Origin of the sequence: Massilia jejuensis (assembly GCF_042656795.1) — a bacterium.
Lineage (GTDB): Bacteria > Pseudomonadota > Gammaproteobacteria > Burkholderiales > Burkholderiaceae_D > Telluria > Telluria jejuensis.
In genome coordinates this window covers 1-14810 of sequence record NZ_JBHSMS010000059.1, presented here as the reverse complement: position 1 = coordinate 14810, position 14810 = coordinate 1, and the positions used below count along the sequence as shown (strand labels likewise).

General features: G+C 66.9%; 12 protein-coding genes and 3 tRNA genes. 10 read left to right on the top strand and 5 right to left on the bottom strand.

The window, feature by feature from the left end; translation table 11 throughout:
- Window positions 1-46 precede the first annotated feature (46 nt).
- On the top strand, window positions 47-1819 hold the full coding sequence (locus ACFPOU_RS18405; RefSeq protein ID WP_379724538.1) for a M14 family metallopeptidase: 1773 nt from the start codon (window positions 47-49) through the stop codon (window positions 1817-1819).
- 35 nt (window positions 1820-1854) lie between these two features.
- On the opposite strand, the gene ACFPOU_RS18400 is transcribed toward ACFPOU_RS18405, so the two are convergent.
- The gene (locus tag ACFPOU_RS18400; RefSeq protein ID WP_379724535.1) at window positions 1855-2376 is read right to left on the bottom strand and encodes a SixA phosphatase family protein; all 522 of its coding nucleotides are present in this window, start codon (window positions 2374-2376) and stop codon (window positions 1855-1857) included.
- A gap of 137 nt (window positions 2377-2513) precedes the next feature.
- On the opposite strand from ACFPOU_RS18400, the gene ACFPOU_RS18395 reads away from it, so the two are divergent.
- Window positions 2514-3023, top strand: a complete 510-nt coding sequence (locus ACFPOU_RS18395; RefSeq protein ID WP_379724532.1) for a GNAT family N-acetyltransferase — start codon at window positions 2514-2516, stop codon at window positions 3021-3023.
- 29 nt (window positions 3024-3052) lie between these two features.
- Here ACFPOU_RS18395 and ttcA read toward each other — a convergent pair whose 3' ends face one another.
- The 3 genes from ttcA to ACFPOU_RS18380 are packed head-to-tail and all read right to left on the bottom strand — an operon-like array spanning window position 3053 to window position 5176.
- Window positions 3053-3976: a tRNA 2-thiocytidine(32) synthetase TtcA gene (gene ttcA / locus ACFPOU_RS18390; protein ID WP_379724529.1), complete on the bottom strand. Its 924-nt coding sequence runs from the start codon at window positions 3974-3976 to the stop codon at window positions 3053-3055.
- Window positions 3973-4371 (bottom strand): dihydroneopterin aldolase, encoded by a 399-nt coding sequence (locus ACFPOU_RS18385; RefSeq protein ID WP_379724526.1) that lies wholly within the window; start codon window positions 4369-4371, stop codon window positions 3973-3975. The genes ttcA and ACFPOU_RS18385 overlap by 4 nt, the downstream gene beginning before the upstream one ends.
- 16 nt (window positions 4372-4387) lie before the next feature.
- On the bottom strand, window positions 4388-5176 hold the full coding sequence (locus ACFPOU_RS18380) for an SDR family oxidoreductase (protein WP_379724523.1): 789 nt from the start codon (window positions 5174-5176) through the stop codon (window positions 4388-4390).
- Window positions 5177-5244: 68 nt separating this feature from the next.
- Here ACFPOU_RS18380 and ACFPOU_RS18375 point away from each other — a divergent pair, with 68 nt between their 5' ends.
- The 4 genes from ACFPOU_RS18375 to ACFPOU_RS18360 all read left to right on the top strand — a co-directional run bounded on the left by ACFPOU_RS18375 (window position 5245) and on the right by ACFPOU_RS18360 (window position 10798).
- Window positions 5245-6393 (top strand): class I SAM-dependent methyltransferase, encoded by a 1149-nt coding sequence (locus ACFPOU_RS18375; protein WP_379724521.1) that lies wholly within the window; start codon window positions 5245-5247, stop codon window positions 6391-6393.
- Window positions 6394-6496: 103 nt separating this feature from the next.
- A complete protein-coding gene (locus tag ACFPOU_RS18370) occupies window positions 6497-7414 on the top strand; it encodes a J domain-containing protein (RefSeq protein ID WP_379724518.1) in 918 nt (305 codons plus the stop codon).
- A gap of 183 nt (window positions 7415-7597) precedes the next feature.
- Window positions 7598-9217, top strand: coding sequence for a response regulator (locus tag ACFPOU_RS18365; protein ID WP_379724516.1), 1620 nt, complete (start codon window positions 7598-7600; stop codon window positions 9215-9217).
- 33 nt (window positions 9218-9250) lie between these two features.
- Window positions 9251-10798, top strand: coding sequence for an HDOD domain-containing protein (locus ACFPOU_RS18360; RefSeq protein WP_379724513.1), 1548 nt, complete (start codon window positions 9251-9253; stop codon window positions 10796-10798).
- On the opposite strand, the gene ACFPOU_RS18355 is transcribed toward ACFPOU_RS18360, so the two are convergent.
- On the bottom strand, window positions 10761-14030 hold the full coding sequence (locus ACFPOU_RS18355) for an EAL domain-containing protein (RefSeq protein WP_379724510.1): 3270 nt from the start codon (window positions 14028-14030) through the stop codon (window positions 10761-10763). The two genes, ACFPOU_RS18360 and ACFPOU_RS18355, sit on opposite strands and share 38 nt — an antisense overlap.
- 192 nt (window positions 14031-14222) lie before the next feature.
- Between ACFPOU_RS18355 and ACFPOU_RS18350 the strand changes: the two genes are divergently transcribed.
- The 4 genes from ACFPOU_RS18350 to ACFPOU_RS18335 form a co-directional block, all read left to right on the top strand.
- Window positions 14223-14307: transfer RNA gene (locus ACFPOU_RS18350), tRNA-Tyr, on the top strand.
- 39 nt (window positions 14308-14346) lie between these two features.
- Window positions 14347-14420, top strand: a tRNA-Gly gene (locus ACFPOU_RS18345).
- Window positions 14421-14456: 36 nt separating this feature from the next.
- Window positions 14457-14531, top strand: a tRNA-Thr gene (locus tag ACFPOU_RS18340).
- Between the two features lie 76 nt (window positions 14532-14607).
- A partial coding sequence (locus ACFPOU_RS18335; RefSeq protein WP_379724507.1) for a GTP-binding protein occupies window positions 14608-14810 on the top strand: 203 nt, incomplete at its 3' end.

Sequence of the window (14810 nt, the reverse complement as noted above, 5' to 3'; positions counted from 1 at the left end):
GACTATAATTTTCCGCCTTACCTTTTCCTTTGCCGGAGTTTCCCCGATGATGCGTTCTGCCTTACTGCTTGCCCTGCTGGCCGCCGTGCCCCTGTCCGCCCTTGCCAAGGCGGCCGTTCCCGACCTGAGCACCGTGTCCGAGCGTTCCGGCTTCAAGGCCACGGGCCGCTACGACGAAGTCGTCAGGCTGTGCGCCGCTTTCGCGCAAGCCTGGCCGAAGCAGGTCAAATGCATCGAATTCGGACGCACCCCGGAAGGGCGCCCGATGCTGGCGCTGGTGGCCAGCAACAGCGGCGCCTTCACCCCGCGGGCGGCGGCCAAGAAGGGTTTGCCGGTGACCCTGGTCCAGGGCGGCATCCACGCCGGCGAGATCGACGGCAAGGATGCGGGTTTCCTGGCGCTGCGCGAAGTGCTGGCGGGCCGCCTGGCCAGGGGCGCCCTCGACAAGCAGGTGCTGCTCTTCGTCCCCGTGTTCAACGTCGATGGCCACGAGCGCTTCCAGCCCTGGAACCGCCCGAACCAGCGCGGCCCGGCCGAAATGGGTTGGCGCACGACGGCCCAGAACTTCAACCTGAACCGCGATTACGTGAAAGCCGACGCGCCCGAGATGCAGGCCATGCTGGCCCTGGTGAACGCCTGGGATCCGCTGACCTATGTCGACTTACACGTGACTAACGGCGCCAAGTTCCAGCACGACGTCTCGATCCAGGTCGAGCCCGTGTATTCGGCCGATGCGGACATGCGCAAGGCCGGCCTGGCCCTGCGCACGAACGTCATCGCCGACCTCGCCAGGCTCGGCTCGACCCCGCAGTCCTACTACATGTCGTTCGCCAAGACGGACGAGCCCCAATCGGGCTTCGTCGACGGCGTCTCCGACCCGCGCTTCTCGACCGGCTACTTCCCGCTGCGCAACCGGATGGCGGTGCTGGTCGAGACCCACGCCTGGAAGGATTACCCGACGCGCGTGCGCATCACCCACAACAGCGTGATCTCGGTGCTCGAACAGGTGGCCAGGAACGGCAAGACCTGGCAGCTTGCCGCGGCCGGCGCCGATGCGCGCGCCGCGCGCCTGGCCGGCACACCGGTGGCGCTGACCTACAAGACCCTGGAGCAGCCGACCATGGTCGACTTCAATGGCTACGAATACACGCGTACCGAGTCGGACGTGTCTGGCATCCTGATGACGCGCTACGACGAAACCAGGCCGCAGGTGTGGCGCGTGCCGCTGCGCGACACGGTCGTGCCCGACCTGGAAGTGGCCGCGCCGGGCGCCGGCTATATCGTCCCCAGCGCGCATGCGGCGCTGGTGGCGGCGAAACTGCGCCAGCACGGCATCGCCTTCCGCACGCTCGACAAGCCATTGGCGCGCTTCGCCGGCGAAACCTTCCGCGCCGACAAGGCGACCTTTGCCACGGGCTCGTTCGAATCGCGCCAGCGCTTGACGGTGGAGGGCAGCTGGAAGAGCGAGACGCGCGACGTCGGCCGCGGCGCGCTGTACGTGCCGGTCGCCCAGCCGAAGGCGCGCCTGGTGATGGCGATGCTCGAGCCGCGGGCGCCGGACTCGCTGCTGGCCTGGGGCATGTTCAACAACGCCTTCGAACGCAAGGAATACCTGGAAGAGTATGTCGCCGAAGACGTCGCGCGCGAGCAGATGGCAGCCGACCCGGCGCTGGCCGCCGAATTCAGGCGCCGCGTCGAGACCGATCCGGCGTTCGCGAAAAACGCGCATGCGCGCCTGGAGTTCTTTGCACGGCGCCACTCGTCGTGGGACGAGCGGCTGAATCTGTATCCGGTGCTGCGCGCGCACGTCGCACCGTAAGACGATGCGGGCGGCAAGCATGTCGTCGCCCCCGCCTACGGCGCCGTGCCGCTCGCCGGCAGGGACGTCAACAGCACCGTGGTGACCGTCGCGTCCCGGCCGGGAATGATCTGGTACAGGCGGTCGTATTCGTTGTCGGCGATGTCCGTCCCCGGCTCGCCGCCGAACAGGCGCACCAGTTCGGACAGGGTGTTGGAGTGGCCGACCACGAGCACCGGGCGGCTCAGCGTTTTTACTTGCGCCACCAGTGCCTGCGGCGTCTTCGGGTCATACAGCTGCACGGTCGAACCAGTGGCCTGCGCCAGCGGCTGCGCGCTCTGGCGCGTGCGCTTGGTCGGCGTGCTGAAGACATGGGCGATGCCGGTCCTGGCGAGCATCGCCGCGATGTTTTGCGCGCGCTGCCGGCCCTGCGGCGTCAGGTCGGGGTCCTTGCCTTCGGCCGCCTTTTCGGCGTGGCGCACCAGGTAGATGGCCGATGGCTCGGCCAGCGCGGCGCACGGCGCCAGCAGGACGAGGAGGAGGGCGCAAGCGCCGGACAGGCGCGGGAACAGGGGCATGGGTTTTCTTCCTTGGCGTGAAGGGCCGAATGTGCGCTAAGGAGCGGAACTTACCATACCCGGCCGCCTGCCCGTAGCCTGTCCCCGCCCTTGGTGCTATTCTTCCTGGCAACAAACCGACCCCCGAAGGAAGCGTCATGATCGTCCTGCAGACCGAACGCCTGCGCCTGCGCCACATGACCGATGACGACGCCGCCTTCATGCTCGCGCTGCTGAACGATCCTGCTTACCACCGTTTCATCGGCGACCGCGGCGTGCGCACGGTCGAGGCCGCGCGCGATTACATGCGCAACGGGGCGATGGCCATGGTCGCCCGGCTCGGCTTCGGCTTCTACATCGTCGAGCGCAAGGAGGATGGCCGCCCGATCGGCGTGTCCGGCCTGGCCAAGCGCGATTTCCTCGACGACGTCGACATCGGCTATGCCTTCCTGCCCGAGTATGGCCGCCAGGGCTATGCGATCGAGGCGGCCGTGGGCGTGCTGGCGCATGCCAGGGCGCTGGGCTTGAAGCGCCTCGTCGCCAGCGTCCGGCCCGACAACAGCGCCTCGATCCGCGTGCTCGAAAAACTCGGCCTGCGCTTCGAGCGCAGTTTTCAAGCGCCGCAGACGGCGTGCGAACTGCACCTGTTCGCGATGGAGATCGCCTGAACGGCAGACATCGAAAACGGCCGTCCGGTTTACAGCTGCGTCAGCGAAATCGTCTTGCTGGCGGGCGTAGAACACGGCTCTTCGTCGAAGGCGATATCGCCCAGCGGATTGGCCAGGCCATCGGTCTTCAAATCGACAAAGCCGAACAGGTTGCGGTCCTGCAGGTGCGAGGGCACCACGGTCGACAGCGACGCATAAATATTGTCGACGCGTCCCGGATGCGTCTTTTCCCAACCGCGCAGCATGGCCTTGATTTGCTTTCTCTGCAGGTTTTCCTGCGAGCCGCACAGGTCGCACGGGATGATCGGGAAGCCCTTGACCTGCGCATAGCGCTCGGTGTCGGCTTCTTTCACATAAGCGAGCGGGCGGATCACCATGTGCTTGCCGTCGTCCGACACCAGTTTCGCCGGCATGCCTTTTAGTTTTCCGCCGAAGAACATGTTCAGGAAGAAGGTCTCGAGGATGTCGTCCCGGTGGTGGCCGAGGGCGATCTTGTTGCAGCCCAGTTCATCGGCCACCCGGTACAGGATGCCGCGCCGCAGGCGCGAGCACAGCGAGCAGGTGGTCTTCCCTTCCGGGATCAGGCGCTTGACGATGCTGTAGGTGTCCTGGTTTTCGATATGGTAGGGCACGCCCAGTTTATCCAGGTAGGCCGGCAGGATGTCGGCCGGGAAGTTCGGCTGCTTCTGGTCGAGATTCACGGCGACGATATCGAAATGGATCGGCGCGCGTTCGCGCAGCGCCAGCAGGATGTCGAGCAGGGCGTAGCTGTCCTTGCCGCCGGACAGGCAAACCATGACCTTGTCGCCGTCCTCGATCATGTTGAAGTCGCCGATGGCCTGGCCGACCAGGCGGCACAGGCGCTTGTGCAGCTTGTTGTTCTCGTACGCGATCTTTTCCAGCTTTTTACTGTCCACGCCGTCCGCGCCGACGTCATTGAGTACTGCACTCATGCTTCTTCCTTCATTTGAAACACTTCCACGCCGACGCCTTCGCAGTCGGGATACACGTCCGGCTTCATGGTCGACACGCGCGCCGCGCGCACGCGCGGGTGGGCCAGCATGGCGCGCACGACGTCGTCGCACAGCGTTTCCTGCAAGTGCACGTGGCCCTGCGCCATGCGCTGGGCGATGGTCTCGCGCATGAAATCGTAGTCGACGACCTCGTCGAGCTGATCGGCCTTGGGTGTCGATGCGGCCAGCGGGATGTACAGGTCGACATTGATCAGCACGCGCTGCTCGCCCTTTTTCTCGAAGTCGTGGACCCCGATGTTGATCATCACTTCGTAATTGCGCAGGAACAGCCGGCGGCAATCGCGCAAGCTCGGGTGGGTCAGGACGGACAGCATAAAAGGCCTTGTTAAGTTATTTGGTAAGGAACATCACGTCGCGCGCCAGCGGCACCAGGTGCTGGCCGCCGTCGACCACCAGCGTGGTGCCGGTCAGGGCGCGCGCCGAGGCCGCGTAGACGACGGCGTCGGCAATATCCTGCGGCGTCGAGGAGCGCCCCAGCGGCGTCGCCGTGTGGGCCTGGGCGAAACCTGCTTCGCTCTGGTCGCCCGACACCAGCGTGATGCCGGGCGCGACCCCGACGATGCGCACCGTCGGCGCCAGCGCCTGGGCCAGCATCTTCGTTGCCGCTTCCAGCGCCGCTTTCGACAGCGTGTACGATAAAAAATCCGGGTTGAGATTGTACAGTTTCTGGTCGAGCAGGTTGATGACCACGGCCTGGCTGTGTTCCGGCGTGGCCGCGTGCAAGGCCTGCGCCAGCAAGAGCGGCGCGGCCAGGTTGGTGCTCATATGCGCGCCGAGCAGGCCGGGCGAAAACGTGGTGGCGCTGTCGTATTCGAACAACGACGCGTTGTTGACGATGCAAGTGACCCGGCCCAGCGCCTGGGCGGCGCGGCCGGGCAGGGCGCGCACGGCCGCTTCGTCGCCCAGGTCGCAGGCGAGCAGGGCGGCGCGCCGGCCGAGGGCGCGGATATGCTCGGCCGTCTCGTTCGCTTCGCGCCCGGAATGGCGGTAGTGGACCGCGATGTCCCAGCCGGCCGCGGCCAGGCCCAGGGCGATCGCGCGCCCGAGGCGGCGGCCGGCGCCGGTGACGAGCGCCACCCCGGGCGCGGCCTGGGTGGGGCCGCTGCCGGCTGAAGGCATGATGTGCGTCATAGTCTTGGCAAGTGGCTGAAATTGTTGATCCGGGCCGATCTGGCTACAATGCCGGGATGTCCTTACCCCTTCCCGACAGCGACGCGCTGGCCGCGTCCCATGCTTTACAAAAGGAAATTGCCGCCGTTATCGCACAGGCGGGCGGCGCCATTCCCTTCTCGCGCTTCATGGAGCTGGCGCTGTATGCGCCCCGGCTCGGCTACTACAGCGGCGGCGCGGCCAAGCTCGGGGCCAGCGGCGACTTTACGACCGCGCCCGAGATCACGCCCCTGTTCGGACAAGCGCTGGCGCGCGCGGCAGCCGCTATTATCGCCCAAAGCGCGCCCAACATCATCGAATTCGGCGCCGGCACCGGCAAGCTGGCGCGCGACGTGCTCACCGCGCTGCGCGAAGAGGGCGTGCAGGTCGCACGTTACACGATCATCGAACTGTCGGGCGAGCTGCGCGCGCGCCAGCAGGAAGCCTTGCAGGACTTCCCCCAGGTCGAGTGGCGCGACGGTTTTCCCGGCACCTTCGATGGCGTGGTGCTGGCCAACGAGGTGCTCGACGCCATGCCGGTCGAGCTGGTGCTGAAAACGGCCGCCGGCTGGCGGCGCCAGATGGTGACGGTCGAGGACGGCCGTTTCGCGTATGTGCAGGCGGAACTCGATGCCGCGCTGTCGGCACAACTGGCGCGCCAGATTCCCGACGCGGAGACGTTCCAGGAAGGCTATCTGACCGAGCTGCACCCGGTCGCTTGCGGCTTCATGGGTTCGCTGGCCGGCATGTTCGCCGGCGGCAAGGGCGCGGCCATCCTGCTCGACTACGGCTTCCCGGCCCACGAATTCTATGTGGACCAGCGCGTCGGCGGCACCTTGATGTGTCATTACCGCCACCATTCGCATCCGGACCCGTTTTATTTGCCGGGTTTGCAGGACATCACGGCCCATGTCGATTTCACGGCCATGGCGCTCGCCGCCCAGGATGCCGGGCTGCCGGTGCTGGGCTACATGAACCAGTCCGGTTTCCTGCTCGGCTGCGGCATTGCCGACCTGCTGCTGCGCACCGATCCCGAGGACGCGGTACGTTATCTGCCGCAGTCGAAAGCCGTCCATCGCCTCGTGGCGCCGAGCGAAATGGGAGAATTGTTCAAGGTGCTGATCGTCGGTAACGGCATCGACCTGCCCGACGCTATCGTGCGGGCCGATCGCAGCCGCCGCTTGTAGAATTGATAACTTGCGCTTGGGATACAAACCCGGCTATGCTGTACCGGTTGGGTTGCCCACCAGCCTCCTGCGATAGCGGGCACACCGACCAACTCCGCACACCATGGCCAAGATCCACACCCATTACGACAACTTGAAGGTGGCGCGCGGCGCGCCGCAGGAAGTCGTGCGTGCGGCCTACAAGGCGCTCAGCCAGAAATACCATCCCGACAAGAACCAGGGCGACGAAAAAGCCGCCCGCATCATGGCGATCGTCAACACCGCCTACAATATCCTGTCCGATCCGGTGCGCCGCAAGGAGCACGACGAGTGGATCGCGTCCGAGGAATGGGAAGTCGAGTGGCTCGAGAGCAGCGGCGAAGACAATCCCCGTCCGCGCGGCGAGAATTGGCAGGCGCCGTCGCCTGCGCGCCAGCGCCGGCGCTGGCTGCGCGAACCGCGCTGGTGGCTCGGCATGCTCGGCGGCGTGGCGCTGGGTGGCGCCTGTGCCTTGCTGCTGGTCAAGCAACCGCGTCTATTGCCAAGCGCGCTCGCCTTCACCCCCAAGCAGGAAACGGTGCCCGCGCTCACCTCGGTGCCCGGTCCCGATCCGGATGCCTGGGCCATGCCGAGCGGTGCGAAAACCCCGCCGGCACCTGTCAAGGCGCTGGCCGTGACCCAGCTGGTGGTGCCGGCGCGCCAGCCCGAATGCGACACCGACTTGACGACCCCGGCCGCGCCCAACGGCGAACCCTGGCCCGAGCAGTCCGGCTATATTTCCGGCTACCCCTTGGGCAACAGCGGACGCGAAATGACGGTCGTGGTCGACAACAGCGCCAACCCCAACCCGGTCTTCGTCAAGATCCACGACCTCGACCGCGGCTCGAATGTGCGCCATGCCTATGTGCTGGGCAGCGGCATGCTGACCATCGATGGCCTGGCCGCCGGCAAGTACGAGGTGCGCTACCAGAACGTGGTCGGCAGTGCGTTGCGCGCCGAGTGCAAGACCAAGGCCGCGCGCCAGGCCGACGCGGGATTTTAGCGGGACAGGCGCGCCGCCGGCGGCCAGGCCCTCCGCACGCGCCAACTGTTGCTTTTTCTCATCAGCAATCCGCTTTTCCGCAATGCATGGTTTGATTTAGCTAATACCTTCCTCTGCCGTAATATACTCATCCGGCAGCGGCCAGCGTAGCCGCAACTCGACGCCGGCCCAACGGAACACGCCATGAACGAATTAGACGGCCTTACCGCCCTCCTCATCGAGCCTCACTCGGGCATGCGGGCCAATATCCACAGCATGCTCAACATGTGTGGCCTGACCCGCATCGAGCATGCCAGCAGCGCCAACCAGGCCGTCAAGCAACTGACCCTGCGTAGCTTCGACCTCGTGCTGTGCGAATACGACCTCGAAGGCGGCCAGGACGGCCAGCAACTGCTCGAAGACCTGCGCCACCACAAGCTGGTGTCGCTGGCGACCATGTTCTTCATGGTCACCGCCGAAGGCGATTACGGCAAGGTCGTCAGCGCCGCCGAACTGGCGCCCACCGACTACATCCTGAAACCGTTTACGGCCGACCGCCTGCTCGAGCGCATCGGGCGCGCCCTCGACAAGCGCAATGTCTTCCTGCCGGTGTACCGTTTGATGGAAGCGGGCGCCCAGCACGAGGCGATCGAAGCCTGCGCCGCGGGCGAGGCCGCGCACCCGCGCCATGCGGTCGACTTCCTGCGCCTGCGCGCCGAACTGCACCTGTTCCTGGGCGAAGCCGACCAGGCCGAGCCGATCTACCGCAAGCTGGCCGAGAGCCGCGCCATTGCCTGGGCGCGGCTCGGGTTGGCGAAAACCCTGTACCTGCGAGAGCAGTACGAGGAAGCCGGCAGCGTCTTGACCGAACTGGTGCAAACCAACGCGCATTTCGTCGACGCCTACGACTGGCTGGCGCGTACCCATACGGCCATGGGCGAGATCGAGAAGTCGCAGGCCGTGCTGGGGCGCGCGGTTGCCGTCTCGCCGCATGCCGTGCGGCGCCTGCGCACCCTGGGCGAGGTCGCGTTCGAGGCCGGCGACGACGAGACGGCCGAAAAGATGCTGAAACAGGTCGTGGCGAAAGCCAAATATTCGGAATTTCGCGATCCCGAAGACCACGTGAAACTGGTGCGCACCCTGGTGCGCAAGGGCGATCCGGTGGCGGCCGCTTCGGTCATCCGCGACCTCGACCGCTCGATGGGCGGCAAGAACCACGCCGACGCCTGCAGCGCGATCTCGTCGGCGCTCTTGCACGAATTCACCGGCAACGAGGAACGGCTGCTCGCATCGCTGAATGCGGCGGTGGCCGCCAGCTGCGACCTGCCCGCCATGTCGCCCGACTTGAAGCTGGAACTGGCGCGCAGCTGCCTTGCGCACGACATGGCCGAAGGCGCCACGGCGATCGTGCGCGACGTCATGCGCAATGCCAGTGACGCCAGCGCCATGGACCGCGCGATGCACGTCATGACCCAGGCCGGGCATGCGGAACTGGGCGCCAGCCTGGCCCAGGAAACGCGCCAGCACGTGGTCGACCTCGTTGCCGGCGGCGCCGAGCGCGCCAGAAGCGGCGACTACGCCGGCGCCGTGGCCCTGATGCAGGAAGCGGCCCAGCGCATGCCGGGCAACCCGCAGGTGGCCTTCAATGCCGCGCTGGCGCTGCTGCGCTGCCTGGAGCACACCGGCTGGGACGACAGGCTGGGCCAGCAGGCCCTGGCCCAGATGGCGGCGGTGCGCCGGCTCGATCCGCGCAATCCGAAACTGGCCGCGCTCACGGCGCTGCACCAGACCGTGTTAAAGAAATACAAGAAGACCAATCATTAATCGGCGCACGCCAGGAAAACCGCTCGTTCCCCCATGGTAGACACAGCAATCCAGCCGCCCGACGAGGGCGCTACCCGCCGCGTGCGCGCGGCATTGATGCAAAAAATAAGCGGCGACGAAGAGATGTTCGCGCTCGGCGGCTCGATCGCCCGGGTGATCGAACTGGCCGACGCCGACGAACCCGGCCCGCACGACCTGGCCTATTTCGTTCTCGCCGACGTCGCCCTGACCCAGCGCATCCTGCGCCTGTCGAACACGGTCCGCTACCGCACGGTGTCCGGCACCGCGGTGACCACCGTCTCGCGCGCCATCGCGCTGCTCGGTTTCGACAACGTCAAGACCACCGCGCTGGCGATGCTGCTGGTCGACACGCTCGACAACGGCGCCCATGCCGGCAGCGTGCGCGTCGAACTGGAAGCGTCCCTGTGCGCCAGCCTGGTCGGGCGCGAGATGGCGCGCCTGTCGTTCTACCAGGGCGCCGAGGAAGCGGCGATCGGCGCGCTGTTCAAGAACCTGGGCGCCTTGCTGGTCGCCTCGCACCAGCACGAGCGCTACCGCGAGATCCGGCAGCTCGCCGCCGGCGGCAGGCACACCCTGGCGCAAGCCTCGCAGATGATCCTCGGCTGCAGCTACGACACCCTGTCGGCCGCCGTGCTGGCCGAGTGGAAGATTCCCGACGTGATCGTGCGCGCCCAGGCCGCGCTGCCGCCCAGCCCCTTGAAAGTGGCGGCCAGCCGCGCCGAATGGATGCGCCAGGTGGCCTCGTTCAGCATGGATGTGGCCGGTCTGCTGGGGCGGCACGGCGACCCGGCCGGCACCCCGCAAGCGCGCGCGCTGCTGGCGCGCTACGGCGCCGCCTTCGAACTCGACGCGGCGGGCCTGGAACGCCTGTTCACGCACGTGGCCGAAGGCATGCAGGGCTTGCTGGAGAGCATGAACCTGCAGCCGCTGCCGAAACCCGAAGCGCCTGCGAGCGACGGCTTGCCCGACGTGCTGATGCTTGCCACGCTCGACGCCGGCGAGGATGAGGAGGGCGCCTGGCCGAGCGGCAAGCCGAAGAACGCGCGCGCGCTGCTGCTGGCCGGGGTGCAGGACGTGACCCAGTTGCGCGCCGGCGGCAAGGCGCGCGTCAACGACGTCATCCTGGCCGTGCTCGAGACGCTGTACCGGGCGCTCGGCTTTCGCTTCGCCACGGTGTGCCTGAAGGACGCGCGCCAGGGCCAGTACCGGGCGCGCGTCTCGTTCGGGGCGGAGCAGGCGCGGGTACAGGCCGGCTTCGTGTTTCCGGCGCCGGCCGGCGGCGAGCGCGACCTGTTCCTGCTGGCGATGGACAACGACGCCGACCTGATGATCTCGGATGCGGCCAGCCCGAAGATCCGCGAACTGCTGCCGTCCTGGCACCGCGCCCTGCTGCCGGACGCGCAGAGTTTCATCGTGCTGCCCCTGAGCGTGGGCAAGGCGCAGCTGGGTTTCTTTTATGCCGACCGCGCCGCCAGCGCGCCGGAAGGCGTGCCGCCCGACGAGACGGCGCTGATCCGTGCCCTCAAGCGTCAGGTACTGGCTGCGCTTGCAGCCGGATGAACTCGCGGAACTCGCCAGCCGGCATCGGCCGCGCGAACAGGTAGCCCTGCGCCTCGTCGCCGCGCTTGTCGCGTAAAAAACCCCACTGGGCCTGGGTCTCGACCCCTTCGGCCACCACCGTCAGCCCCAGCGAATGGGCCAGGCCGATGGTGGCGGCGACGATCACCGCATCGTTCGGGTTGTGCTCGATGTCCTTGACGAAGCCGCGGTCGATCTTGATGCGGTCGATCGCGAACAGTTTCAGGTACGCGAGCGAGGAATAGCCGGTGCCGAAGTCGTCGATCGCCAGCTTGAAGCCGCGCGTGCGCAACTGGCGCAGCAGCAAGCGCGTCGCTTCCGGGTCGCGCATCGCCGCCGTTTCCGTGATCTCCAGTTCCATCAGCGAGGGATCGATTGCGTACTGCGCCACCAGTTCATCGAGCCGCGCCAGCAAGGGCGCGCCCGAGAACTGGCGCGCCGACAGGTTCACCGCCAGGCGCAGCTCGTCGAGTCCTTCGCGCTGCCACTGGGCCAGCAGCTTCATGGTCTGGCCCAGCACCCAGTCGCCGAGCGGCACGATCATCCCGCTCTCCTCGGCCACCGGAATGAAGCGGCTCGGCTCGACGCTGCCCAGTTCCTGGTCGTTCCAGCGCAGCAGCACTTCGGCGCCGATCACGCGCCCGGTCTCGAGTTCCACCTGCGCCTGCAGGTAGAGCTCGAAGCCTTCCGTGTTGAGCGCCCCCCACATCCGGTTTTCCAGCAGCAGGTGTTCGTGGGTGGCGGCGTTCATCTCGGGCGAGAAGAATTGAAAATTGCCGCGTCCCTCGCGCTTGGCCGCGTACATCGCCATGTCGGCATGGCGGATCAGGGTCGCGGCGTCCTCGCCATCGTTCGGAAACAGCGCCACGCCGACGCTGCAGCCGCTATGGGCGGTCGCGCCGCCGAGCTGGTAGGGCTGCGACAGCGACTCGACCACGCGCACCGCGACGCTGGTGACGCTGTCGGGCGTGAGCGGGCCGGCCAGCACGATGATGAACTCGTCGCCGCCCAGGCGCGCCAGGGTGTCGACCTTGCGCAGCAAATCCTTCATGCGTTCGGCCGCGCCCACCAGCAGCTTGTCGCCGGCGGCGTGCCCGAGCGAGTCGTTGATTTTCTTGAAGTGGTCGAGGTCGACGAAGAGGACGGCGGCCGGCTCGTTGTGGCGGCGCGCCATGGCCAGCTGCTGCTCGAGGCGCACGTTCAAGGCAAACCGGTTTTCCAGGCCGGTGAGGGCGTCGTGGTGGGCCAGCCGGTAGATGCGTTCCTGCGAGCGCTGCTGCTCGGTCAGGTCGCGCAGGATGCAGACGAAAAACGCCTCGCGGCCCATCAGCACCGGCGCCACCGAGATCGACAGCGGCACGCCGACGCCTTCGGCGTTGCGGCCCTCGAGCACGCAATCCTCGGGCGGCGCCGTCGCCAGGCGCGCCAGTTCGGCGCCGGCGTCCTTGGCGTCGTTCGGCACCAGCGAATCGAAGGACAGGCCGATCAGGTGCTGGGGCGGATAGCCGAACAGGCGCGCGGTGGCCGCGTTGGCCGACACCAGGATGCCCATGGCGTCGACCGTGATGATGGCGTCGGCCGCGTTGTCGAGGATCGCCTCCAGGCGCGCCTCGCGGTCGCGCAGGCGCGCCGTGCGGTCGGCCACCTGTTCCTCGATGACGGCGCGCTCGCCGCTGATGAGCAGCATCAGGGCGCCCAGCATCCCCGTCATCAGGAGGCCCGCCGAGAGCACCATCCAGCTGCCGGCGCCGGTCTCGGCTTCCGTGTAGGCCACGGTGGGCCGGAAGCTGAGCTGGTAGCTGCGTCCGGCAAACGAGAGGCCGACCCGGTAGTCGTCGCGCTGCGGCTGGCCCAGGCTGCCCGCCACCGGCAGCGCCGCGCCATCGGTGACGTCGACCATGGCGGCCTGGAAGCCGGCGAAGCCGGAGCGCGCCATCGCCTGCTCGAGCAGGCGTTCGGCGTTGAGCACGAAAACGAGCACGCCGGCCGGCGCGCCGGGGCCTTCGCCCACCGCGCGCAGCAGGCTGATGCCCAGCGCCGGCGTGGACAGCAGCGGAAACGGTTCGGACGCCACCGGCGCGCGCGCGGCCATGGCCTGCGCCGCCACGGTGGCGCGTCCGGGCGCGGCCAGGAAGTCGACACCGCGGATCAGGTTGTCGGCCGTCGGCCAGATGTAGAGCACGGGCAGGTAGCGCTCGCGCTCGCCGGCGGGCACCAGGCGGCGCTGCTCGTCCATGTCGAGGATGCTGGTGAAGCCGGGGTCGACCGTGCGCCGGACCCAGCCCTCGAAGCCGGCGCGCTCGGCATGCGTCACCGGGATCGCCCAGCCCACGCCCTGGATTTCCGGGCGGCCGTCCGCATAGCCGGCGGCGATGCGCAGGAACTTGTCGCGCGCGAGGATATGTTCGGTATCGTCCAGGGTGCGCGCGAAGGTGCCGACGAAGCGCACGTGCTCGTTGAATTCCGCCTGCAGCATGTCGGCCGTCTGCTGGGCCTTGAGGCGGTAGGGCTGCAAGTGCTGCTCGTGCTCCCAGCCCAGCGACAGGCGATAGATCGTCACCACCGCGCCGCTGGCGATCAGCAGCGGCAGGGCGACCAGCGCGGCGCGCCGGCGCCACAGGCGGCGCGGCGAGCCGCAGATGATCCAGCACAGCGGAGCGGCCAGCAGCACGCCGAGCGTGTCGCCGGCCCACCAGGCGAACCAGAAGCGCAGCTGCGCGACTTCGTCGAAGGCGCCCAGCGCATACAGGACCGGCACCGAGACGGTGGCGCTGGTGAGGCAGACGACGGGAGTGAGCAGGAGGAAGACCATCACGTCGCGCCCGGAATCGATGGCGGGGCGCATGTTGCGGCGGAACTGGCGCGCGCCCAGCCAGGCCTGCAGCAGGGCGCCGGCGCCGACGACCAGGGTGGCGACCCAGGCGGCCGATCCGGACAGCGCGAAATCGTCGTGATACGTCGGGAAGGCGGACAGGACCGCCCCGATGAACACGGCCGGCAGCACGCGCATGCCGCCCGCGGTGGCCAGGGCCAGGCCGACTCCGGCCGGCGGAAACAGGGGCAAGGCGTAGCCGGCCGGCAGGGCCAGCCAGTTGTTGACCAGGCGCATGCTCAGGTAAACCGCGACGATCGACAAGGCGGCAACGAGGATCTGCGGCCAGCTCCAACGGGGGTAGTGGGGCGCCTTGCTGTCCATGTGCGGAGGGAGTGACATGCCTGCTATCTACAGTACCGCAGTACGCGACAGTGCGGCGCGCCGATCGCATAAAAAAGAACCTTGCGGATTCGACCCCCCTACGGTTACAATCACGCCCCGAAGCAACGCTGCTATTTGATCCTGGCTAGTCGAGACGGCAAAAATAGTTGACAGCATGTTGAGCTTGCTTCATACTCTGCGGTTCTTCGCGGTGGGGTGGCCGAGTGGTTAAAGGCAGCAGACTGTAAATCTGCCCTCTCTGAGTACGCTGGTTCGAATCCAGCCCCCACCACCAAAATGAAGAAATCGTGAAGACGAATTGAAGTTGTGCCTCGCGGGTGTAGCTCAATGGTAGAGCAGAAGCCTTCCAAGCTTACGACGAGGGTTCGATTCCCTTCACCCGCTCCAGTAAATTGTGCCGCAAGCTGTGCGGTGCAAACATCAGCCCTTTTAGCTCAGTGGTAGAGCACTCCCTTGGTAAGGGAGAGGCCACGTGTTCAATCCACGTAAAGGGCACCAGAATTTCAAGCGGCAGTGCGCTGTACTCGTCCGTCAGGTGTGCCTGGTAATTCTCAAAAATCGTTAGGAGTCTCAAATGGCAAAAGGTAAATTCGAACGGACCAAGCCGCACGTCAACGTCGGCACCATCGGTCACGTTGATCACGGCAAAACCACCCTGACGGCTGCAATCGCAACCGTTCTGTCGAAGAAATTCGGCGGCGAAGCAAAAGCATACGACCAGATCGATGCGGCTCCGGAAGAAAAAGCACGCGGCATCACCATCAACACCGCGCACGT